Origin of the sequence: Streptomyces sp. NBC_01498 (assembly GCF_036327775.1) — a bacterium.
Taxonomy (GTDB): domain Bacteria; phylum Actinomycetota; class Actinomycetes; order Streptomycetales; family Streptomycetaceae; genus Streptomyces.
In genome coordinates this window covers 3,156,980-3,178,609 of sequence record NZ_CP109598.1, presented here as the reverse complement: position 1 = coordinate 3,178,609, position 21,630 = coordinate 3,156,980, and the positions used below count along the sequence as shown (strand labels likewise).

The following is a 21,630-nucleotide window of genomic DNA, read 5'->3' as shown; positions in this document are numbered from 1 at the left end:
CTTCATCCCGAGCCCGGCGGCCCAGAACCCAACGACCCCGAAGAGGAGTGTGGCACTGACTTTATACACAGGGTGACAGGAGATGACCTTTTCGTCATATCCTTGCGCCCCGGGCGGCGGACGGTGCCGCGAGTCACCACATCGGAGAACAGATGGAACCCGGTGTCATCGGGGCGCGCCTCGCGTCCAGCGTCGTGGGCCCGTTGATCAGGAAGCTCTTTCTGAACGGGGGACCGGGGGCGGGACTCGTGGACGAGCCCGTCCGCGTGTCCCGGCTGGTCTCCTTCCGGGGCGAGCAGCGGACGCTGTCCGACAACGCCCTGCACCGGATAGCCGAGGAACTCGTCCAGCGGGCCCTCCAGGCGACGGGCACGGAAGAACGGCTGTCCGCCTTCGAGGTGTGCGCCGTCACCAACGCCGTCACCTCCTCGCTGCGGGTCATGGGCACGCTCGACATGGACGACGTCCAAGCGGTGAACCTCGGGCACATGGAACTGGCCCGGCATCTGCGATCGATGAGCAGCACGGCCGTGATGGGCCTGTCGGCCGACGCCGTCGACCTCCACGCGAGCGTGCTGGACACCGCCTGCCTGCACATCCTGAACTTCTTCACCCAGAGGTCGACCTTCGTCCCTCGCACCCTTCTCGAACAGAGCCGCGGCATCGAGGAGTTGACGCGCAAGATCGACCGGCTCATCACCCGCCACCCGTCTCCGGCCGACGGTCCCTTCGAGGAGCGGTACGCCCGCTACATCACCGACAAGCACGGCAAGCTGAGCATCTTCGGCCTCGAACTCTCCCACGGCCTCCAGAACTGGCGTCTCGACGTCGCCTATCTCAGCCTCGACGTGGTCGGCGACGCGACCGGGACCATTCCGACCCGCCTGTCGGCCGACCAGGTGCTGGCCGGGCACAACCGCGTACTGCTGCGCGGCGTGGCCGGCTCCGGCAAGACCACCCTCGTCCAGTGGCTGGCCGTCTCCACCACCCAGAAGGATCAGCTGGACCTCTACGGCCTGGTGCCCTTCGTGCTGCCCCTGCGCACGCTCACGAGGGGCGGCGCGGCCCTCCCGGCCCCCGACGAGTTCCTGTCCGCGGTGGACTGCCCGATCGCCGCGCTCCAGCCCGCGGGCTGGTTCGACCGCGTACTGAGGGCCGGCCGGGGGCTGATCCTCATCGACGGGATCGACGAGATCCCGGAGGACGACCGCAACGACGCCCGCCGCTGGCTCCAGGAGCTGATCAGCGCCTACCCGAGGAACCGGTGGCTGGTCACCTCCCGCCCGTCGGCCGTACGGGAACACTGGCTGAGCGGCGACGACTTCGCCGAGGCGGACCTCGCGCCCATGAGCCGGGACAACATCGCCGACTTCGTGAACCGCTGGCACAAGGCGGCCGGTATCAGCGACCAGTACGCGCGCGAGCTGTTACGTGCCGTGCGCGCCAAACAGGATCTCGGCAGGCTCGCCACCAACCCGCTGATGTGCGGTCTGATCTGCGCGCTCCATCAGGACCGCCGGGGCTATCTGCCGGAGGGCCGCAAGGAGATCTACGACGCGGCGCTCTCCATGCTCCTCTTCCGGCGCGACCGTGAACGCGGCGTCTACAAACCCGGATCGATCCGCATCGGCGAGGCCCACCACATTCAGCTCATCCAGAAACTGGCCTACTGGATGATCCGCAACGGCCGTTCCGAGATGGACCGCGCCGACGCCGTCGACCTGCTCGCCCAGACCCTGCCCACCATGCCGAAAGTGGCCGAACAGGGCACGGCGGAGGAGATCTACCGGCACCTCCTCATCCGCAGCGGACTGCTGCGCGAACCGAGCGTGCACTCCATGGACTTCATCCACCGGACCTTCCAGGACTACCTCGGTGCCAAGGCGGCCGTGGAGGGCCTCGACTTCGACTTCCTCATCGCCAACGCGCACCTGGACCAGTGGGAGGACGTCATCAGAATGGCGGTCGCCCACTCCCGGCCGACCGAACGCACCCGTCTGCTGACCGGCCTCATCCGGCGGGACAACGTGTCGGCCCACGGCATGAACCGTCTGCATCTCCTGGCGGCGGCCTGCCTGGAACACGCCACGGAACTGGACCCCGAGGTCCGCGCCGAGGTCCAGCAGCGCGCCGGCGCCCTGATCCCGCCCCGCTCGGCGGACCAGGCCCGCGCACTGATCGAGGTCGGCCCGGTGGTGCTGGACCTGCTGCCGGGCCCGTCGGAGAGGGCGGCCGAGGAGGAACACCCCGAAGAGGAACAGGCCGAGGAGCCCGAGGGCCTGCCCGGGGGTTTGTCCGATGGATCGTCCGAAGATTCGTCCGAAGATTCGTCCGAGGGATCTTCCGGGGGATCCCCCGGGGGGAAGGCGCCCGAAGCGGCGTTCGAGGCGGCGTTCGACGCAGCGTTTGAGGCGGCCTTCGAGGAGATGCCTGAGGCGGTGTCGGAGGAGGAGCGGCGGCCGGCCGACCAACAGGCGGACGACGAGGCGTACTTCACGGTCCTCGTCGCCACCCGCATCGCCACCGACGCGGCGATCGACGTCCTCGCCCGCTACCGCGACCACCACGATCTGCGGGTCCGAGAAGAACTGGTGCGCGCCTGGAGCCAGTTCGACACCGACACGTTCGGCCAGGACGTCATCGCCCATCTCCGCGAGGACAACCTCTACTTCCCGGTGTCCAACCTGCCCGAACTGCACGCGCTCAGCAGCTACGGCGGACGCGCCCGCCTCAAGATCGCCGGCGAGTTCACCGTCCCCGACCTCCTCAACGGGTGCCGGAAAGGACGGGTCACCCACCTCTGGCTGACCACCCCCATCGGCGAGTCGCTGACCTGGGTCGACGAGTTCTCACAACTGCACTCCCTCACCATCGAGGCCCCGCTGTCCCAACTCGACGTGACCCCGCTGGCGAAGATCCCGACGCTGCGTCAGATCCACCTCCCCCAGGACGCGGTCGTCTCCGGCACCGCCGCCCTCCCCTCGTCCATGGAGGTGGTACGCCTCTAGACCCCTGCCCAACACCCCTGTCAGAGCACGGCGCTGTGGCGTGGCGACCCTCTGAACACCTGTGTGGTGTGCCAGGTACGGTGCGCCGCCGCGACGGGCGCGACGCCCGGCTGGGGCCCGATGAGCCGACGCCCGGCGAGCGCCGTGACATGGTCACGGGCGGCGGGGCTGCGGCCGACGAAGCGCTGGGAGACCAGGATGCGGTGACCGTCACCTATGCCGAGGACACCCCTGTCGAACAGCTTGTGATGCAGGGAGCACAGACACAGCCCGTTGTCGACGTCGTCGGGCCCGTCGTACGCCCACCACCGTACGTGCGCGGCCTCCAGCCCCACCGACACGGTATCGATCATGCCGTCGTAGCCACAGAAGGTGCACTGGTACTCGTAGGCGGTCAGCACCAACTCCCGCATCCGCCGATCGCGTTGACGCCGCCCGGGCGCGGCGGGGGAGCCCGTCTCCGCCAACTCCAGCTCCAGGCCTACCGCTTCGCACAGGTCCTGGTGGAGCGAGGGCGGAAAGTGCAGATCCAGCAGCACCCGCGCCATGCGCCCCAGCAGCGAGGGCTCACGCCGCAACGCCGCCCGCAACCCGGGCGCCAGCCGCCCGACGGCCCCACCGGCCCGCAACTCCCCGACCCCACTCCCGGGACTCCCGGGCCCCCGGTCGGTACGCACCTCCCACACCTCGTCGTTGACCAGATGATGAAACGGATACGCGGGCGTGGTCGGCCGCGTAGGACCGTACTCCGCCAGCAACCGCTTCAAGTCCCCTTCCACGGCGGTGTACCGCAACTCCCCTTCGGCGTCCCCCTGAAACCGCCCCAGCGCGTACAACAGCAACAACGGCTTGTGCGGCGCCCGCACCCCACCCCGACTCCACTGCCTCAACCCGGCGACCCGCCCCAGCCAATCCATGGGGGGATGGTACGGACAGGGGGTGGGGCGAGGGGCTCCTTCCCCCACTGGACACCGTCCCCCCGATCCGAGGACTTCGAGGACATCCCCTTCGCAAGCCCCTTCGCAAGCCCCTTCGCAAGCCCCGACGTTGGCACGCCGACCGGGGCTAGGGCGTGTCCGCAAAGTGTGTTGGTCGTTGGTAAGTCGTGGTCAGACGTCATGAGTTGACTGATGAGGCGTGGGTTGTGGTGGAGCCGTTGTTGCCGAGGTCGCGGATGGGGCGTCCTGTCCGTGACCGTCGTCAGGTGGTGAACGGCATTCTGTGGAAGCTGTCGACCGGGGCGGCCTGGCGGGATCTTCCGGAGCGCTACGGTCCGTGGAAGACGGTGTACGAACGGTTCCGCCGCTGGTCGGCCGACGGCACGTGGAACCGGCTTCTGGCGCACGTCCAGCAGCACTCGGACGCTGTCGGGGAGGTGGACTGGAGCCTTGTCTGTGTCGACTCCACGACGGTGCGGGCTCATCAGCACGCGGCCGGGGCCCGAAAAGGGGGCTCTGGGAGGGTGAGGCGCTCGGCCGGTCACGGGGCGGGCTGACCGCCAAGATCCACCTTGCCCGCGACGGCCGGGGCTAGCCCCTCGCCTTCACCCTGACCGGCGGCAACACCAACGACCGCACCCAGTTCGAGCCGGTCATGAACCGCATCCGGGTGGCCCGGCCGGGCCCGGGCAGACCCCGGACCCGGCCACGGCGGGTGACGGCAGACAAGGAGTACTCATCCCGGAAGATCCGCGCCTACCTGCGCAGACGTGGCATCGCCTGCACGATCCCGGAACGCATCGACCAGATCAACGGCCGACGCCGGCGCGGTGAAAGCCTCTGCCGCCTCGACCGCACCGCCTATCAGCGCCGCAGCGTCATCGAACGATGCCTCGGCCGCCTCAAACAGAACAGAGCCCTCGCCACCATCTGGGCGAACTCGTCGGCGCCCTGGTCGGCGAGGTCGAGGAACGAACGGTCCAGGAATACCGGAGTCTCCTGCGAGACCGTTCACACGATCAGCCGGTCTGAAGCTCCGTGATGATCTGTTCGGCCATGCGCCGGGCGGGTTCCAGCCGAGGGTCTTCCGGGTGTGCCTACGGCCCGAGGATCTTCGAGCAGGCGAACATCGTCATCAACTTGCCGTCCCGGCTCTCGAAGTCGGACCGGCGCTCGTGCCATACGCGATCGGCCAGAACCGGGACAGCGAGGGAACTCGCCCACAGCGAGGCCGAGTCCAGCCCCAGCGGCGCGTTACCCCAGTCCTCCTAGTCGAAGAGACTGAACGCCGGAGCGGTCATGTTGGCCCAGTTCAGGTCCGCGTGAGCCGGCACCCACTGTTCAATGGTCGTATCGAGATCGCCGGAGAAAAACACCTCGGACGGACTCGGCGACGAGGGCCTGGGTGATGGTGCCGGTGTCCGGTGTGGCAACCCGGCTCGTGCTCTGGGCCGCCAGCGCGTCCAACGACGCGTTCAACGCCTCCCACCAGTCATCTGACAGCTCCGGGGCTTCACTCAGGATGGCGTTTCCGACAGGAGCCCCTGGCAGGAGCTCCGTTTCGTCGGCTCGCCACGTCACCGGCGCGTCCGTGGCCCGCCAGACCACACATCCGTGCCATTCGGGCTGGGCAATGCCCTTCAGACGGGCGGCACTTTCCGTCCCGTTCCACCCCTGCTCGGAGATCTTGTCGAGCAGGCGCCGCTCGATCCGCACCCACGTGCCGCGGTCTGTCCTGGCCCCCACGGATCGGCGCTTGCGCACCATCGTGTCCGGAAGCAGCCCCACTTGGAGAGACCGCTCGACGCGATCAAGAACCTCGTCAACCGGCTGTACGCGTAGGTCGACAGCCCCCCCGCGGAGACCGAGACCGCCATGGACGCGACCGCAGCAGTGGTGCGGTGAGAGGTACCCGTTGCCGAGGTATGGGCGGTACAGCCAGCCACCCCAGATCCTGACTGTATGGTCCCCACCGTCGTCCTGCCGCATCAGAGCTCCGCCCGGGCCGCGGACCGTTTCGCTCTCCGCGAGAGCTGACCGCCGCGCATTAGGCTGCGAGATGTGCAGCGCCTCTTCGTTCTCTTCGACCTCGACAACACCCTCGTGGACCGAAGGGGAGCGCTTGCTGACTGGGTTGCCAAGTTCGCCACCCGGCACGGTCTGGAAGACGAGGAGCAGTCGCACGTCCTGGACATGGTGGCCGACCGGGCCTATCCGTCCACCTTCGACATGATCCGCACCCGCTATCGGCTGCCTATCTCGACCACGGAATTGTGGCGCGCGTACTACACCGATATCGCGGCCTTGGTGTCGTGCCAGGCCGAGGTCCTCGACGGCTTGGACGAGCTGCGTGCGGCTGGCTGGCGGGTGGGAGTGGCGACCAACGGTGCAGTGGAAATCCAGCGCACCAAGCTGCAGGCCACCGGGATCGCCGAGCGCGTGCATGGCGTCTTCGTCTCCGATGAGGCCCACGCGCGCAAACCGCAGATCCGCCACTTCGCCCTGGCGGCGGCCCGCTGTGGCGCCGTGCTGGGCGACGGCGGCTGGATGGTCGGTGACAACCCCGTGAACGACATCGGCGGCGGACGCTCCGCGGGGCTGAGCACCATCTGGATCGGCAACGACCGTTCCTGGCCGCTGGACGATTCCGGGGCGGACCACACGGTGCCGCATGCACGTGCTGCCATCGACCTGCTGCTTCAGCATTCCGCCGGCAACACGAGGACCACGACATGACGCACACCATCGGGCTGTTTCACCCCGGCAGCATGGGATCAGCCTTCGGCGCCCAGCTGCGCTCCCGCGGCCACATCGTCCTGTGGTGTCCTGACGGACGCAGCGACACAACCCGCCGCCGGGCCGGGCACGCGGGTCTCGAAGCCGAGGCGCTGGCCGAGCTCGTCTCCCGCTCCGACGTGCTGCTCTCTCTATGCCCTCCCGCCGCAGCGGAGGAGACTGCCGCGCAGGTGGCCGAGCTCGGTATGGCCAGCGCGGGCGTGATCTATGTTGAAGCGAACGCCGTCTCGCCGACGCGCGTGCAGCGCATCGCCGACCGCTTGGCCCCGATGCTGGTCGTCGACGCCGCCGTGGTCGGATCGCCTCCGGTAGGCGGCAAGTACCCGACGCTCTATCTGTCCGGCCCCGGCAAACAGGCAGACCGGATCGCCGAACTCTTCGCCGGCACCGACGTGCGACCCCACGTCCTGGGCGACAGCATCGGCAAAGCCTCCGCACTCAAGCTCGCATACTCCAGCTACCAGAAGGTCTCCCGCGTGCTGGCCGCCGTCGCGTACGGGGCCGCGGACTCGTACGGTGTCGCGGACGAGCTACTGGAGATCGCGGCCAAGCGCACCCGCAGCTACCTCGTGGAGACCGACTACATCCCCAAGACCGTTGCCCGCGCCTGGCGTTGGGGCCCGGAGCTTGAGGACGCGGCGGCTCTGCTCAGCGATGTCGGGTTGACCGACGAACTCATGCGCGCCGCTGCCGCCACACTCGCCCGATGGGACGGCAGCAGAGACGCGCGCCTGGGCATCGCCGAGGCGCTGGAAGCCTTGCGCGTCGAAGGTGACCTGAACAGCTCGAGTTGAGCGGCGAGCGTGCGTCAGTTCGCTACTCTCCTGGCCGTCAGGAACGAGGTGACGTGGCGCAGACGATGTCGTCGATTTTGTGTGCGGCCTCACGAGGCGCCGTCACATTCGTGTCCACGCGCAACTCCCAGTGAGCCTGTGGATGATTCACGAGGTCGGCCCGAGTGGCGTCCCACGCCGCCAGCCGAGCCGCCGTGTCCGTGTCCCCCCGCTGCGGTGAGCGCCGGGCGGTGGTCTCCTCGGAGCACCACAGCAGGACGCGCACCCAGTGCGCCGGGAAGAGGGCTGTCACCTGGTCCATCCCCGCCATCTGGCCGAGGTGGACGACAGGAGTCTTGCCGCCCTCCATGGCCTCGTCGAGGCCGGGGCGGTCGACGACGTAGACGTTGCCGTACCGGTCGTTGCGGTAGATGACCTCGCCGCGTGCTTCCAAGGCGGCCAGCTGCTCCGGTGTACCCATTCGGTAGCCCCGAGTCTTCCCGGTCCCGATCTTCAGTCGGGTGAACGGCACGTACCGCTCGTCCAGTTCGGACAGTGCTGCCGTGATCGTGTCCTTGCCTGCCGCTGGCGGCCCGTACAGCAGGATGCCTCGTCTCACTGGAACACCGTGCCGAAGACCTGGCGCACCTGGTCCGTGAGGGATATAGCAGAGCCGAGCCGGTTGTCGACGACCAAGTGCGGTACGACGGGCTGTAGTTCGAGGTCGATGCCGGCGGCGTACGTGTCCCAGTTCTGGAGCTTCCAGCTGTCCCGGGCGGCGGACCGGAAGGTGATGTACTCGTGCATCGTGTCGAGGTCGCACTGGATCCAGACGACGGCCACGGTGACGCCGCGCGCTTCGCAGCGATTGATCAGGCGGCCCATCCACCGAGGGTCGGTGGACTCGGAGATGAACGGTGCGCTCAGGACCGTGCTGATCGAGCAGTCGATATTCGCGTACGCGGTCTCCAGCAGGCACTGGTATTCCAGCGGGCGAACCTTCTCCCGGTAGAGGTCGGTGTGCCGGTCGTTGGGGTCACTGCCCATCTCTATGAGAAGGCGCTCGACGAGGGGACGCGTGATCGGATCCTTGTCGAGAACCGGCCAACCAGTGAGCTGGGATATGAAGCGGGCGAACTCCGATTTCCCGCTGCCGGCGTAGCCGCCGACCATCAGCAGTGTCGGCTTGTTCGGGTCGCCGCCGGTGTGACGGCGCTTCCAGGCGTCAAGGATTCGCTGCTGTACCCCTTGCCCGTCGGTTTCCTCCGTACCCGGCGAGAGCTGGAGCAACGCGCGCTCCACCGCCAGCACGTGGGCCCCGTTGTGCGGTTCGCTCGACGCAGTGAACTTGAGCTTCCTGGCCTCGTCGGGCAGGGCATTACGGAAGCCGAGTTCGGGCTCGGTCGCGCGATACAACAGGCAGTACGCGCGGCGGTAGTGCGGTCCGGGATAGGTCTCGCCCTGCTCGTGCTGCCACAGAGTCTGGAAGTTGGCGGCCGGCACCGCGAGTCCGGCGGCCCGTGCCACCTCACGCAGTTGCTCGCCCGCGCCCTCCAGCGTCAGGCCGTGGGCTTCGCGTTGCTGCCTCAACCTGTCCGGGCGCCAGCCCGGCCGACTCTTCCCCACCGCGCCTACCGCCTGCCCATCTCTGGTCATGATCCGGAGCCTAGGACAGCCTCTCATGAGCGTGTGTGCAAGCGGATGTTGAAAAGTCAGACCAACCAACCATGAGCCGATGATGAACAGCTCCGGCAACGGCTCGTGATACTCCGGGCGCGTCCGGACCGCTGTCATGGTCACACCGACGCGGCCGTCGTCTACCCGCCTCGGTCTCCAGTATCCGTACGAGATCGAAGGGGGCTCCGCGGTGGCTGTCGAAGTCGCTGCCCTGCTGATCCTCGGCATCGTGATCGTCTTCTCATGCCGTGGTGGTGGGCTCAAAGCGGGCCACACCGTGGTGTGTACGGTTTTCGGCCTCCACCTCGCCGGAACCCACAGCGTCGGGGCCGCTCGTGCCGGACGTCACGGTGTCCCTCGCGAACTTTCTGTCGGGGCTGAGGCTGTGAACACGCCGACTGTGCCACTGGCGGTAAGAGCGAGCTGGGGACTGTCCGACGTGACGGGGTCGCTTCCACCCTCGATGCGGGTGAGGAGCGCGAGCTGCCGGTCGTTTAACGGAGACCAAGGGTGCATGGCGATCGTCGTACCGCCTGCGGGCTCCTCGGCACAAGCCGTGGGGATGACTCTCCCGGGGCACATGCGGCGCCCGGCACGCTCGAAGGCGGAACGCCACTCGCTGGGAGCCACCGGGGAGCCCCTCCCCGAAGTCGGCTCCCAAATGGCTCCCAAAATGAGCCCGCAACACAAATCAGGCCCGGTACTGATTTCTCAGCACCGGGCCTGAGCTGGCGTTTTACTGTCGGGGTGGCGGGATTTGAACCCACGACCTCTTCGTCCCGAACGAAGCGCGCTGCCAAGCTGCGCTACACCCCGATGTCGCCCGTGTCGCGGCGACATCGATTACTTTAGCCCACCGGCCGCCGCAGGCGAAATCCGGTTTCGGGTGGGGTGTGGAGGGGACGCGGGGGTCAGCGGCGGGGGACCAGGGTGAGGAGTGTCGCCTCCGGGGGGCAGGCGAAGCGGACCGGCGTGTAGCGGTTCGTGCCGCAGCCCGCCGAGACGTGGAGGTACGCGGTGTGGCCCCCCGCGTCGTACGTGGAGAGGCCCCTCGCGCGGGACGTGTCCAGGTCGCAGTTGGTGACCAGCGCGCCGTAGAGCGGGATGCGGAGCTGGCCGCCGTGGGTGTGGCCGCCCAGGATCAGGGGGTAGCCGTCCGAGGTGAACGCCTCCAGGACGCGCAGGTACGGGGCGTGGACCACGCCGATCGAGAGGTCCGCGTCCGGTTCCGGGCCGCCCGCGACCTCCGGGTAGCGGTCGCGCTTGATGTGGGGGTCGTCCACGCCTGTGAAGGCGATCTCGTGGCCGTCGATCTTGAGCCGGCCGCGCGTGTTGGTCAGACCCACCCAGCCCGCCGAGTCGAAGGCGTCGCGCATCGGCTCCCACGGGTTGTGGACGACGTTGACGGCCGGCGCGTTGCCGTTCAGGCCGTGCCGGCCCTGGGCCTTCTCGAAGATGTAGCGCGCCGGGTTGCGCAGTGCGGGGCCGTAGTAGTCGTTGGAGCCGAAGACGTAGACCCCCGGGAACTCCATCAGCGGGCCCAGCGCGTCGAGCAGTTCCGGTACGCCCTCCGGGTCGGAGAGGTTGTCGCCGGTGTTCACCACGAAGTCGGGGCGCAGCCCGGCCAGGGACCGGAGCCAGCGCTGCTTCTTGCGCTGGCCGCGGACCATGTGGACGTCCGAGACGTGCAGGACCCGCAACGGCCGCATGCCTTCCGGCAGCATGGGTACGGAGACCCGTCGCAGCCGGAACGAACGGGCTTCGAAACCGGCGGCGTAGGCGATTCCGGCCGCTCCGACGGCCGCGATTCCCGCGGTCACTTTCAGGGGGACTCCGTAGCGTGCGCGCATGGTGTCATCGTCGCAGATTCACACCAGCCGCCCGGCCACGCTCCGGGCCCAGGGGAAACTGAACGGCGTCTTCTGCCCCGTACCTGACACACTGTGCGCATGACCACGCTCAAGTCCAGGCTGCACGACGACCTCATCGTCGCGATCAAGGCGCGCGACGAGCTGCGCTCCGCCACCCTCCGGCTGACCCTCGCCGCCATCTCCAAGGAGGAGGTCTCCGGCACGTCGGCGCGCGAGCTCTCCGACGACGAGGTGCAGAAGGTGATCGCCAAGGAGGCCAAGAAGCGCCGCGAGGCGGCCGAGGCGTTCGCGCAGGGCGGGCGGACCGAGCAGGCCGAGCGGGAGAAGGCGGAGGGCGTACTGCTGGACGCGTACCTTCCGCAGCAGCTGACCGACGACGAGCTCGGCGTGATCGTCGCGGGGGCCGTGGACGAGGCGAGGGCGGCCGGTGCCGAGGGTCCCCGGGCGATGGGCGCCGTCATGAAGATCGTCGGGCCGAAGGTCGCGGGTCGGGCCGAGGGCGGGCGGGTCGCCGCCGTCGTCAAGCGGAGCCTGGCCGGGAGCTGACGACCGTACGGGCCGACACCGGCCGACACCGGTCGATACGGGTCGACGCGGGTCGATACCGGCCGAGCAGGCCGACGCGGGTCGATGCCGGCCGACGTCGGCCAGTACGTAACGGTGCAGGTCCGTACGGATGATGTGGGGCGGTGAACTCGTACGGTCCCGTGCAGAACCGCGCAGAACCGTGCGGGGCGGTGCGGAGGAGCGCGGGCCGGTGGGAGTTCGCACGGTTTGGTGCGAACTTGTACGGGACCGTACGAGACGGTGCGGGCTTGTGCGGAACGGCCCGAAGCCGCGCACACCCGCGTGGAAACCTACGAACCGGTACGCCGAAGCGGAGACGTACGGACGTACGAGAGAAGGGCTCCCGCCGATGTCCTCGGCGGGAGCCCTTCTCCTATGTGCTTGTTCTTCGGTCGTGCCTCAGGCGTCGGACCCGGTCGTCATGGCCCGCTCGGGCGCGTCCTACGGGAAGCCCGGGAACCCGCCGCCGTTGTCGCCGCCACCCGGGTCGCCCGGCTGGGGCGGGCCCTGGCCGGGGTCCTGGCCCGGGTCCGTGTCGCCGTTGCCCCCGTCGCCGGTGCCGTCGCCCTCGCCGCCGTTTCCGCCGTTCCCGCCACCGGCGTTGTCACCGCCGCCGTTGCCGTTCCCGCGGTTGTCCCCCGGCCGGTCACGGTCACCGTCCCCGTTCCCCTCGGGCTCCTCCTTCGGCGGGTCCGGGATGTCGACGGTGTTGAAGGCCGGCGCCTCCTTGCCGTCCAGCGCGCCGCTCATCGCGTCGCGCCAGATCGGGCCGGGGACGCCGCCGCCGAAGACCTTCGCGTGGTACTGGCCGCCGATGGTGATGTCCACCATCTTCTTCTTGTGCGACGGGTCACCGACCCACACCGCGCCCGCCATGTTCGGCGTGTAGCCCACGAACCAGGCGGCGAGCCGGAAGTCGGTCGTACCGGTCTTGCCCGCGCTCGGCCTGCCGCCGAGGCCCGCCTGCTGGCCCGTGCCGTCCTCGACCACGCCCGCGAGGAGGGTGTTGATCGTGTCGGCCGTCCGCTCCGACATCGCCCGCGAGCAGGACGTCTTGGGGACGTCCATCTCCTTGCCGTTCGGGCCGGTGATCGACTCGATGGCGATCGGGGTGCAGTACGTGCCCCGGTTGGCGAACGCGGCGTACCCCGACGCCATGGTCAGCGGCGACATCTCCTGCGTGCCGAGCGTGATCGACGGAAGCTGCTCTATCGGCTTGCCGTTGGCCCGCTCGATGCCCATCTTCCGGGCCAGTTCGGTCACCGGGCAGACGCCGATCTGGCTGATCAGCTGTACGTAGTAGGTGTTGACCGACTTGGCGGTCGCCTCCTTCATGCCGTACGGGCCGACCTCGGTCTCGTTCTCGTTCTCGACCGGCACGCCCTGGTCGGTCCACTGGCCCTTGCACGTCCGCACCGGGCTCGGGTAGTCCATCTGGTACGGCGAGGGGTACGTCTGGGTCGGCTGGATGCCCTGTTCCAGGGCCGCCGCCGCGACGATCGGCTTGAACGTCGAGCCGGGCTGGTAGCCGGCGCCGCCGCCCATGTCCTCGTCGACGGAGAGATTGATGTACGTCTCGCTCTTGCCGCCGCCGTACGGCCGCGACTGGCCCATCGCGAGGATCTTGCCGCTGCCCGGCTGGACGATCGACAGGGCGGTGGCGACCTCGTCCGTCTTGTAGACGTGGTCCTTGATCGACTTCTGCGCCGATTCCTGGGCCTGCGGGTCGAGGGTCGTACGGATGGTCAGACCGCCCTGGTTCCAGACCTTGGCGCGGTCCTCCTGGGTCTTGCCGAAGGAGGCGTCGGTGAGGAACACCTTGCGTACGTAGTCGCAGAAGAAGCCCGCGCCCTTGACCGCCGTGATGCAGCCGTTCTTGGGACGGCTCACCTTCAGGTTGATCTCGGTCGCCTTGGCGCGGTCGGCCTCGGCCTGCGAGATGTCCTTCACGTCGGCCATGCGCTGGATCACGGTGTTGCGGCGCTTGGTCGCCTCGTCCGGGTCGTTCACCGGGTCGTACCGGCTGGGGGACTGGACGAGGCCGGCCAGCAGCGCCGCCTCCTCCAGCTTCAGGTCCTTCGCCGACTTCGAGAAGTAGCGGTGCGCGGCGGCCTCGACGCCGTACGCCTGCTGGCCGAAGAAGGTGATGTTCAGATAGTTCTCAAGGATTTTCTTCTTGCCCAGCTCCTCCTCGACCTGGATCGCGAACTTGAGCTCGCGGATCTTGCGGCCGATGGTCTGCTGGGTGGCCTGGGCGACCTTGTCGGGGTCGTCGCCGGCCTCCTCGACGAAGACGTTCTTCACATACTGCTGGGTGAGGGTCGACGCGCCCTGGGAGACGCCGCCCGACTGCGCGTTGCGATTGGCCGCGCGCAGTACGCCCTTGAGGTCGACCGCGCCGTGCTCGTAGAAGCGCGAGTCCTCGATCGCGACGATCGCCTTCTGCATGTACGGCGACATCTCGGTGAGCGGGACGACGGTCCGGTCGCGCGAGTAGACGGTGGCGATGGCGCCGCCGTCCTTGTCCAGGATCGTGGTGCGCTGGCTGAGCGGCGGTGTCTTGAGGTTGGCCGGGATCTCGTCGAACCCCTCGACCGTCCCCTTGGCGGCCAGGCCCAGAACTCCGAAGGCGGGCAGGGCGATTCCCGCCAGCACGGCCCCCGCGAGGACACTGACACCGAGGAACTTGGCGGCCTGCTGGGTCCCGGTCAGACCACCGCCGGAGCGCAATTTTGGCATGGCAGCAGCCTACGTTCTGATTCGCCGGACAGACACAAAGGCTCTGGCCTAAGCTGCGTTCAACTGTCACAACCGTTGTTACAGGGGGCGTTGCGGCGGTCGTGACGGCAGTTGTCGCGGCAGTTGTCGCAACGCTCGTCGCTGAGGTTGTCGCGTGGTCGGCATGGCGATTGTCGTCGCGGTGCGGTTTCGTATCCGGTCCTCTCAGGTTGTTGACGTGAACATCCGGGTCATCGCTTACCGTTGAAAACCCTGACCGATTTCGCCCATCATGTCAGTTGAAGTCCGTTGTGAAACAAGGCAATCATCCAGACTTGTCTGTTTCATCACGCATGTCTTCGGGTCACTCCCCTGGGTGATCTGCCGCGCACGCATAGTCCGTTCGGGCCATTCAAGATTGGGCCCGAAGGGGGTGTTGCGCTGTGCCCACCTTCCGTAACGTCCTCAACTGGCAGCGGTGAATATGCCGCTCCGCCGTGGGGGAGCCTCGATTCGGGAGAGGACGGCGCCGGGATGGGCTGGGTAACCGACTGGAGTGCGCAGGCAGCATGCCGCACTACCGATCCGGATGAATTGTTCGTGCAGGGCGCAGCGCAGAACAGGGCCAAGGCGGTGTGCACCGGATGCCCGGTGCGGACGGAATGCCTGGCCGACGCGCTGGACAACCGCGTCGAATTCGGCGTGTGGGGCGGAATGACCGAGCGGGAGCGACGCGCCTTGCTGCGCAGGCGCCCCACCGTCACCTCGTGGCGACGGCTGCTCGAAACCGCGCGCACCGAGTACGAGCGCAGCGCGGGCATTCTGCCCGCCGGCCTGGGGGACGTCGACGACGAGACGTACGGCTCGCGCCACTACGCCGACGTCATCGACGAGACATGGGCGGCGGTGGGGTAGGCCACGTAGCTCGGACGGGCCGGCCGTCGCCGCGGTGCTGCCGCGTCCGGAGCGCTTTTCGGCGCATATACGCACGCCCCATCCGTCGGCCAGCGTGTCTTCGCCCGGTCGGGCGGGGCGGGCCTTGCCGTCCGTCGCGCCGTTACGCGGCACGGTGTTACGCGGACACGCTGTTACACGGTCCCCGTCGCCGTGCTTCCGCCCGCCGCGAGGCGGTCGCCGATGGCCCGGAGGCCGGCGAGGTCGTGCACATCACCGGGCAGCGCCGCGACCTCGGCCACCGGCACCTCGGGATGGAGCGCGGTGAAGCGGTCGCGGGTGCGCTGCTCACGCCCCAGCACCTGCATGCGCTCGGCGTGCAGCCGCAACAGTCCTGCGGTCAGCTGATTGACGGACGGCTGCCCGGGGCCAGGTGATCCGGGGCCATGTGATTCGGATGCCGGTGACGCGGATGCCTGCGATTCGGGTGCCGGGGTCTGCGTCTTGGTCCGGGTCTGTGGTGCGGTGGTCTCCGACTCCTGTGCGTGGGACGCCGCGGTCTGCGACGTGGGTGATTCCGGCCCGGACGGCGCATTGCGTCCGGACGTCCGTGATTCCGTTTCCTGGTGCGGGAGTTGCCGGGACGGCGAGGTGTGCGGGTGCGGCTCGGGCGTGTGGGGTGCCTCGGGGACGTCGGGGGGCGAGCCCGCGGGGGAAGCGGCCTCACGGACGAGATCCTTCCCGTCGCCCTGATCCACAATGCCGCTCTCTTCAAGATTTTCTGCGGCGGCCCGCGCCCGCTCCGCCGACAGCCGCGCCGCGCCGCTGCCGTGCACCCGGTTGAGGACCAGACCCGCGAGCGGCATCCCCTCGGCGGCCAGCCGTTCCACGAAGTACGCCGCCTCGCGCAGCGCGTCCCGCTCCGGCGCCGCGACCACCAGGAACGCCGTGCCCGGCGCCTGGAGCAGCCGGTACGTCGCGTCCGCCCGGGTCCGGAAACCGCCGAACATCGTGTCCATCGCGGCCACGAACGTCTGCACGTCACGCAGGAATTGGCCGCCGAGCAGCTTCCCGAGCGTGCCGGTCATCATCGACATCCCGACGTTCAGGAACTTCATCCCGGCCCGGCCGCCCATCTTCGCCGGGGCCATCAGCAGCCGGATGAACTTCCCGTCCAGGAACGAGCCCAGCCGCTTCGGCGCGTCCAGGAAGTCCAGCGCGGAGCGCGACGGCGGGGTGTCCACGACGATCAGGTCCCACTCGTCGCGCGCCCGCAGCTGCCCCAGCTTCTCCATCGCCATGTACTCCTGCGTGCCCGCGAAACCGGCCGACAGGGACTGGTAGAAGGGGTTGTCCAGGATCGCGCGGGCCCGGTCGGGGTCCGCGTGCGCCTCGACGATCTCGTCGAAGGTGCGCTTCATGTCCAGCATCATCGCGTGCAGTTCGCCGGCGCCGTCGACGCCCTTGACCTGCCGCGGAGTGTTGTCGAGCGAGTCGATGCCCATGGACTGGGCGAGCCTGCGGGCCGGGTCGATGGTCAGCACGACCACCTTGCGGCCGCGCTCCGCCGCCCGTACGCCGAGCGCCGCGGCCGTGGTCGTCTTGCCGACGCCGCCGGAACCGCAGCACACGATGATGCGGGTCTGAGGGTCGTCGAGCAGCGGGTCGATCTCGAGGGGGGCCGCCGCCGGGTCCAGAGTCATCACACCTCCCCGAGATTCCGTAGCTCCCCCGCCAGGCGGTACAGACCGGCGAGGTCCATGCCCTCGCCGATCAGGGGGAGTTCGTACGTGGGCAGCCCGAGCTTCGCCAGGACGGCCCGCTGCTCGCGCTCCAGCTCCACGCGCTGGGCGTGCTCGGCGGCCTGCTCCAGAAGAGGTCCCACGAGTTTCGTGGGCGCGCTCACCCCGGCCGCCGCCAGTGCCTTGGTGACCTCCTTACGACGGCTGCCGGCGACGCCCTTGACGGCCTCCTCGTCGAGGAGGTGCGGGCGGACCATGTTCACGATCACCTTGCCGACGGGCAGCGCGGCGGCGCGCAGGTCGCCGACGCCGTCGGCGGTCTCCTGGACGGGCATCTCCTCAAGGAGGGTGACCAGGTGCACGGCGGTGTCGGGCGACTTGAGCACCCGCATCACGGCCTGTGCCTGGTTGTGTATCGGCCCTATCTTGGCGAGACCGGCGACTTCGTCGTTCACGTTCAGGAAGCGCGTGATGCGGCCGGTGGGCGGCGCGTCCATCACCACGTGGTCGTACACGAACCGGCCCCGCTTGTCCCGGCGGCGTACGGCCTCGCACGCCTTTCCGGTCAGCAGGACGTCCCGGACGCCCGGCGCGATGGTGGTCGCGAAATCTATGGCGCCGATCTTCTTGAGCGCGCGGCCCGCGCTGCCGAGCTTGTAGAACATCTGGAGGTAGTCGAGGAGGGCGCGCTCGGCGTCGATGGCCAGGGCGTACACCTCGCCGCCGCCCGAGGCGACGGCGATCTTCCGTTCCTCATAAGGAAGCGCCTCCGTTTCGAAGAGCTGTGCGATGCCCTGTCTGCCCTCGACCTCCACCAGGAGGGTGCGCTTGCCCTCCGTCGCGAGGGCGAGCGCGAGGGCCGCGGCGACCGTGGTCTTACCGGTCCCGCCCTTGCCGCTGACGACCTGGAGCCTGCTCACACATTCGAGCCTAACCAGTCGGGCCGCGCGCTACGCACGAGGCCGTCGACCGCCTTCGTACGAGGGCGCCCACGGGGTCCGTACGAGAACACCCACCGGCCTCGCGGGAGGGCATCGGAGGGCCAGGTACGAGGGCGCATGAGCGCTCCGTACGAGATCCTTCCCGGGCTCTGGCGGAGCTCGCCACCCGGGGCGGATACAGTCGGCCCATGACGAAGTGGGAATACGCGACCGTGCCTCTCCTCGTGCACGCGACGAAGCAGATTCTGGACACCTGGGGCGAGGACGGCTGGGAGCTCGTCCAGGTCATTCCGGGGCCGAACAACCCCGAGCAGCTGGTGGCCTATCTGAAGCGAGAGAAGTCCGCGTGAGCGGCGTGGTCGAGGCGGCTCTCGCCGAACTGGGACTGACGGTTCCGCAGGTCGTACCTCCGTTGGCGGCGTACCAGCCGGCCGTGCGCACCGGCGTGTACGTCTACACGGCCGGGCAGCTGCCGATGGTGGACGGCAAGCTCCCGGTGACCGGCAAGGTCGGCGCCGAGGTGACACCGGAGGAGGCCAAGGACCTCGCCCGGGTCTGCGCGCTGAACGCGCTGGCCGCCGTGAAGTCCGTCGTCGGCGATCTGGACCGCGTCGCGCGCGTCGTTAAGGTCGTGGGCTTCGTCGCCTCCGCGCCCGACTTCACCGGCCAGCCGGCCGTCCTCAACGGGGCGAGCGAACTGTTCGGGCAGGTCTTCGGCGACAAGGGCGTGCACGCCCGCAGCGCGGTCGGTGTGGCCGTCCTGCCGCTGGACGCCCCGGTCGAGGTCGAGATCCAGGTGGAGCTGGTCGCGGACTGACCCGCGCGGGCCCTCCTCGGGGGCGTTCCGGGCCGCCGGAGCCCCGGGAAGTGGCTCTCGAACATCGCCGGGGAAGCCCGTAGCATCCCGGCATGCCCAATGGTCAGTGGTTCCCGCCCGAGTGGTCCGGCCGCATTCGCGCGTTCGCCCTGGGTGAGCTGAGCGTGGCGCCCGCGCGGCGGGCGGCGACCGTGATGCTGCTGCGCGACGACGTCGACGGGCCCTCCGTACACATGCTGCGCCGTCGCACCTCCATGGCCTTCGCCGGAGGTGCGTACGCGTATCCGGGCGGTGGTGTCGACCCGCGCGACGACGACCGTCTCGTCCGCTGGGCGGGCCCGGGACGGGACGTGTGGGCGCGGCGGCTCGGCGTCGACGCCCCGTCCGCGCAGGCGGTTGTCTGCGCGGCGGTGCGCGAGACGTACGAGGAGGCCGGGGTGCTGCTGGCGGGGGAGAGCGCCGACACCGTCGTCGGGGACACCACGGGGGACGACTGGGAGGCCGACCGGGCCGCCCTGGTCGGCCGTGAGCTGTCCTTCGCGGACTTCCTGGACCGGCGGGGGCTGACCCTGCGCAGCGACCTCCTGGCGGCCTGGACCCGGTGGATCACCCCGGAGTTCGAGCCCAGGCGGTACGACACCTGGTTCTTCGTGGCCGCGCTGCCGGCCGGGCAGCGTACGCGCAACGCCTCCACCGAGGCCGACCGTACGGTGTGGATCAGGCCCGCCGACGCGACGCTCGGATACGACAGTGGCGAGCTGCTGATGATGCCGCCCACCGTGGCGACCCTGCGCCAGCTCCAGCCGTACGGCTCCGCCGCCGGGGCGCTCGGAGCGGCTGCCGGGCGGGATCTGGCGCCCGTACTGGCGACACCCCGGGTGGAGGGCGACGAGGTGGTGTTGAGCTGGCCGGGGCAGGACGAGTTCACCAAGCGCGTGCCTCTTCGCGTGCCTCCTGAGGAGGCGCCGGAGCTGAACGAGGTGACGGGGCCGGAGGGTCCCAAGGGTCCGAGGGGCGGGGACCGATGACGGACGCGGCGGCGCTGCCGGGACAGCCGCGCGGAGGGGTCCTGTCGGGCCCCGCGACGGCCCGCGCGGTCAACGTCCTCGCGCCCAACGCGTCGGCGATGACCCTCGACGGCACCAACACCTGGATCGTCTCCGAGCCGGACTCCGGGATCGCGGTGGTGATCGACCCCGGCCCGCTGGACGAGACGCATCTGCGGGCCGTCCTCACCACCGCCGAACAGGCCGGCACCCGCGTCGCGCTCACCCTCCTCACCCACGGCCACCCGGACCACGCGGAGGGCGCGGCGCGCTTCGCCGAACTGACGCGTACGCCCGTACGGGCCCTGGACCCCGCCCTGCGGCTCGGTGACGAGGGGCTGGCCGCCGGGGACGTGGTCACCGAGGGCGGTCTCGAACTGCGCGTCGTGGCCACCCCCGGGCACACCTCCGACTCGCTCTGCTTCCATCTGCCGGCCGACCGCGCGGTGCTCACCGGGGACACGGTCCTGGGGCGCGGTACGACGATGGTGGCCCATCCGGACGGCAGGCTGGGCGACTACGTCGACTCGCTGCGGCGGCTGCGGTCGCTGACCGTGGACGACGGTGTCCACACGGTGCTGCCGGGCCACGGGCCCGTACTGGAGGACGCCCAGGGGGCCGTCGAGTACTACCTGGCGCACCGGGCGAGCCGGCTCGCGCAGGTCGAGACGGCGGTGGAGAACGGCTACCGCTCGGCGGCGGAGATCGTGGCACATGTGTACGGAGGCAGCGGCGTGGACCGGTCGCTGTGGCCGGCGGCGGAGCTGTCGGTGCGGGCGCAGCTGGAGTATCTGCGGGAGCACGGGCTGATCTCCTGGCCGTCGGGCGCGTAGTCGCCCCGCAGGCCCCGTGGCTCTCGCTGCCGGCCTGGCGCGGCCGGGGGCCGCGTACCGCTTCTCCGTGCGCCGGGGGCGCCTTCGTACGGAAGGCCACCCGGCTCGGGGAGCGGGGCGGCCTTCCGGGGTCTTACGGCGGCGACACGTGTCGTACGGCGCTTTCCGGGGCGCGTGTACCCCTCGCGCTGTGCGGGGCGCGCGACCGGGCCGGTCCGTGCCCCCGGTAACGGGCTGACGCCCGTCCGGCCGGTCAGCGGGAGCGCTTCGCGAGGCGCTCCACGTCCAGCAGGATCACCGCGCGGGCCTCCAGACGGAGCCAGCCGCGCTGGGCGAAGTCGGCGAGCGCCTTGTTGACCGTCTCGCGGGACGCGCCGACCAGCTGGGCCAGCTCCTCCTGGGTGAGGTCGTGGACCACGTGGATGCCCTCCTCCGACTGCACGCCGAACCGGCGCGACAGGTCGAGGAGCGCGCGGGCGACCCGGCCCGGCACGTCGGAGAAGACCAGGTCGGACATCTGGTCGTTCGTCTTGCGCAGCCGGCGCGCGACGGCGCGCAGCAGCGCGGTGGCCACCTCCGGGCGGGCGTTCAGCCAGGGCTGGAGGTCGCCGTGGCCCAGACCGAGGAGCTTGACCTCGGTGAGGGCGCTCGCGGTGGCGGTACGCGGGCCCGGGTCGAACAGCGACAGCTCGCCGATCAGTTCGCCGGGGCCGAGGACGGCCAGCATGTTCTCCCGGCCGTCGGGGGATGTGCGGTGCAGTTTGACCTTGCCCTCGGTGACCACGTAGAGGCGGTCGCCGGGGTCGCCTTCGTGGAACAGCGCGTCGCCACGGGCGAGCGTCGTCTCACTCATCGAAGCCCGGAGCTCCGCGGCCTGCTCGTCGTCGAGCGCCGCGAAGAGCGGGGCGCGTCGTAGAACGTCGTCCACGAAATCTCTCCTTGTCGACCTGCTCAGGGGACCGTCGGGTCCCATGATGCCGGACGCGCTGCATATGCACGGGTGTCCGTC

The 21,630-nt window shown here is 69.5% G+C and carries 17 protein-coding genes, 1 tRNA gene and 3 pseudogenes; 11 read left to right on the top strand and 10 right to left on the bottom strand.

Annotated features, from left to right (window positions below; genetic code table 11):
• Positions 1 to 152 precede the first annotated feature (152 nt).
• On the top strand, positions 153 to 3,008 hold the full coding sequence (locus OG875_RS13400; RefSeq protein ID WP_330174444.1) for an NACHT domain-containing protein: 2,856 nt from the start codon (positions 153 to 155) through the stop codon (positions 3,006 to 3,008).
• A gap of 20 nt (positions 3,009 to 3,028) precedes the next feature.
• On the opposite strand, the gene OG875_RS13395 is transcribed toward OG875_RS13400, so the two are convergent.
• Positions 3,029 to 3,925 (bottom strand): phosphorothioated DNA-binding restriction endonuclease, encoded by an 897-nt coding sequence (locus OG875_RS13395; RefSeq protein WP_330174443.1) that lies wholly within the window; start codon positions 3,923 to 3,925, stop codon positions 3,029 to 3,031.
• A 35-nt stretch (positions 3,926 to 3,960) separates the two neighbouring features.
• Here OG875_RS13395 and OG875_RS30990 point away from each other — a divergent pair.
• Both OG875_RS30990 and OG875_RS13390 read left to right on the top strand, forming a co-directional pair.
• A pseudogene (locus OG875_RS30990) lies at positions 3,961 to 4,074 on the top strand (IS5/IS1182 family transposase); the annotation flags it as partial.
• A gap of 39 nt (positions 4,075 to 4,113) precedes the next feature.
• Positions 4,114 to 4,988, top strand: a pseudogene (locus OG875_RS13390) (IS5 family transposase).
• Here OG875_RS13390 and OG875_RS13385 read toward each other — a convergent pair.
• Positions 4,966 to 5,823: pseudogene (locus tag OG875_RS13385) on the bottom strand (hypothetical protein). The pseudogenes OG875_RS13390 and OG875_RS13385 overlap by 23 nt on opposite strands.
• A gap of 184 nt (positions 5,824 to 6,007) precedes the next feature.
• On the opposite strand from OG875_RS13385, the gene OG875_RS13380 reads away from it, so the two are divergent.
• Positions 6,008 to 6,682, top strand: coding sequence for an HAD family hydrolase (locus OG875_RS13380; protein ID WP_330174442.1), 675 nt, complete (start codon positions 6,008 to 6,010; stop codon positions 6,680 to 6,682).
• On the top strand, positions 6,679 to 7,536 hold the full coding sequence (locus OG875_RS13375; RefSeq protein WP_330174441.1) for an NAD(P)-dependent oxidoreductase: 858 nt from the start codon (positions 6,679 to 6,681) through the stop codon (positions 7,534 to 7,536). Before OG875_RS13380 ends, OG875_RS13375 begins: the two co-directional genes overlap by 4 nt.
• Positions 7,537 to 7,573: 37 nt before the next feature.
• On the opposite strand, the gene OG875_RS13370 is transcribed toward OG875_RS13375, so the two are convergent.
• The 4 genes from OG875_RS13370 to OG875_RS13355 form a co-directional block, all read right to left on the bottom strand.
• Positions 7,574 to 8,134 (bottom strand): phosphotransferase-like protein, encoded by a 561-nt coding sequence (locus tag OG875_RS13370; RefSeq protein ID WP_330174440.1) that lies wholly within the window; start codon positions 8,132 to 8,134, stop codon positions 7,574 to 7,576.
• Positions 8,131 to 9,171, bottom strand: a complete 1,041-nt coding sequence (locus OG875_RS13365; RefSeq protein WP_330174439.1) for an AAA family ATPase — start codon at positions 9,169 to 9,171, stop codon at positions 8,131 to 8,133. The genes OG875_RS13370 and OG875_RS13365 overlap by 4 nt, the downstream gene beginning before the upstream one ends.
• Before the next feature lie 763 nt (positions 9,172 to 9,934).
• Positions 9,935 to 10,008: transfer RNA gene (locus tag OG875_RS13360), tRNA-Pro, on the bottom strand.
• Positions 10,009 to 10,103: 95 nt separating this feature from the next.
• Positions 10,104 to 11,042, bottom strand: a complete 939-nt coding sequence (locus OG875_RS13355) for a metallophosphoesterase (protein ID WP_330174438.1) — start codon at positions 11,040 to 11,042, stop codon at positions 10,104 to 10,106.
• A 99-nt stretch (positions 11,043 to 11,141) separates the two neighbouring features.
• Here OG875_RS13355 and OG875_RS13350 point away from each other — a divergent pair, with 99 nt between their 5' ends.
• Positions 11,142 to 11,609, top strand: a complete 468-nt coding sequence (locus OG875_RS13350) for a GatB/YqeY domain-containing protein (protein WP_330174437.1) — start codon at positions 11,142 to 11,144, stop codon at positions 11,607 to 11,609.
• A gap of 462 nt (positions 11,610 to 12,071) precedes the next feature.
• Here OG875_RS13350 and OG875_RS13345 read toward each other — a convergent pair whose 3' ends face one another.
• Complete coding sequence (locus OG875_RS13345; RefSeq protein WP_330174436.1) at positions 12,072 to 14,369, bottom strand: transglycosylase domain-containing protein; 2,298 nt, start codon at positions 14,367 to 14,369, stop codon at positions 12,072 to 12,074.
• A 513-nt stretch (positions 14,370 to 14,882) separates the two neighbouring features.
• Between OG875_RS13345 and OG875_RS13340 the strand changes: the two genes are divergently transcribed.
• Positions 14,883 to 15,263 carry a WhiB family transcriptional regulator gene (locus OG875_RS13340; RefSeq protein ID WP_330174435.1) on the top strand — a complete coding sequence of 127 codons (381 nt, stop codon included), beginning with the start codon at positions 14,883 to 14,885 and terminating at the stop codon, positions 15,261 to 15,263.
• A gap of 173 nt (positions 15,264 to 15,436) precedes the next feature.
• On the opposite strand, the gene OG875_RS13335 is transcribed toward OG875_RS13340, so the two are convergent.
• On the bottom strand, positions 15,437 to 16,945 hold the full coding sequence (locus OG875_RS13335) for an ArsA family ATPase (RefSeq protein ID WP_330174434.1): 1,509 nt from the start codon (positions 16,943 to 16,945) through the stop codon (positions 15,437 to 15,439).
• The gene (locus OG875_RS13330) at positions 16,945 to 17,904 is read right to left on the bottom strand and encodes an ArsA family ATPase (RefSeq protein WP_330174433.1); all 960 of its coding nucleotides are present in this window, start codon (positions 17,902 to 17,904) and stop codon (positions 16,945 to 16,947) included. The genes OG875_RS13335 and OG875_RS13330 overlap by 1 nt, the downstream gene beginning before the upstream one ends.
• Positions 17,905 to 18,113: 209 nt before the next feature.
• Here OG875_RS13330 and OG875_RS13325 point away from each other — a divergent pair, with 209 nt between their 5' ends.
• From OG875_RS13325 to OG875_RS13310, 4 genes are all read left to right on the top strand, one after another.
• Positions 18,114 to 18,275, top strand: a complete 162-nt coding sequence (locus OG875_RS13325) for a DUF4177 domain-containing protein (RefSeq protein WP_023539689.1) — start codon at positions 18,114 to 18,116, stop codon at positions 18,273 to 18,275.
• A complete protein-coding gene (locus OG875_RS13320) occupies positions 18,272 to 18,742 on the top strand; it encodes a RidA family protein (RefSeq protein ID WP_330174432.1) in 471 nt (156 codons plus the stop codon). Before OG875_RS13325 ends, OG875_RS13320 begins: the two co-directional genes overlap by 4 nt.
• A 92-nt stretch (positions 18,743 to 18,834) precedes the next feature.
• On the top strand, positions 18,835 to 19,770 hold the full coding sequence (locus tag OG875_RS13315; RefSeq protein ID WP_330174431.1) for an NUDIX hydrolase: 936 nt from the start codon (positions 18,835 to 18,837) through the stop codon (positions 19,768 to 19,770).
• On the top strand, positions 19,767 to 20,621 hold the full coding sequence (locus OG875_RS13310; RefSeq protein ID WP_330174430.1) for an MBL fold metallo-hydrolase: 855 nt from the start codon (positions 19,767 to 19,769) through the stop codon (positions 20,619 to 20,621). The genes OG875_RS13315 and OG875_RS13310 overlap by 4 nt, the downstream gene beginning before the upstream one ends.
• A 253-nt stretch (positions 20,622 to 20,874) precedes the next feature.
• On the opposite strand, the gene OG875_RS13305 is transcribed toward OG875_RS13310, so the two are convergent.
• Positions 20,875 to 21,549, bottom strand: coding sequence for a Crp/Fnr family transcriptional regulator (locus tag OG875_RS13305; RefSeq protein WP_023539685.1), 675 nt, complete (start codon positions 21,547 to 21,549; stop codon positions 20,875 to 20,877).
• Positions 21,550 to 21,630: the final 81 nt, after the last annotated feature.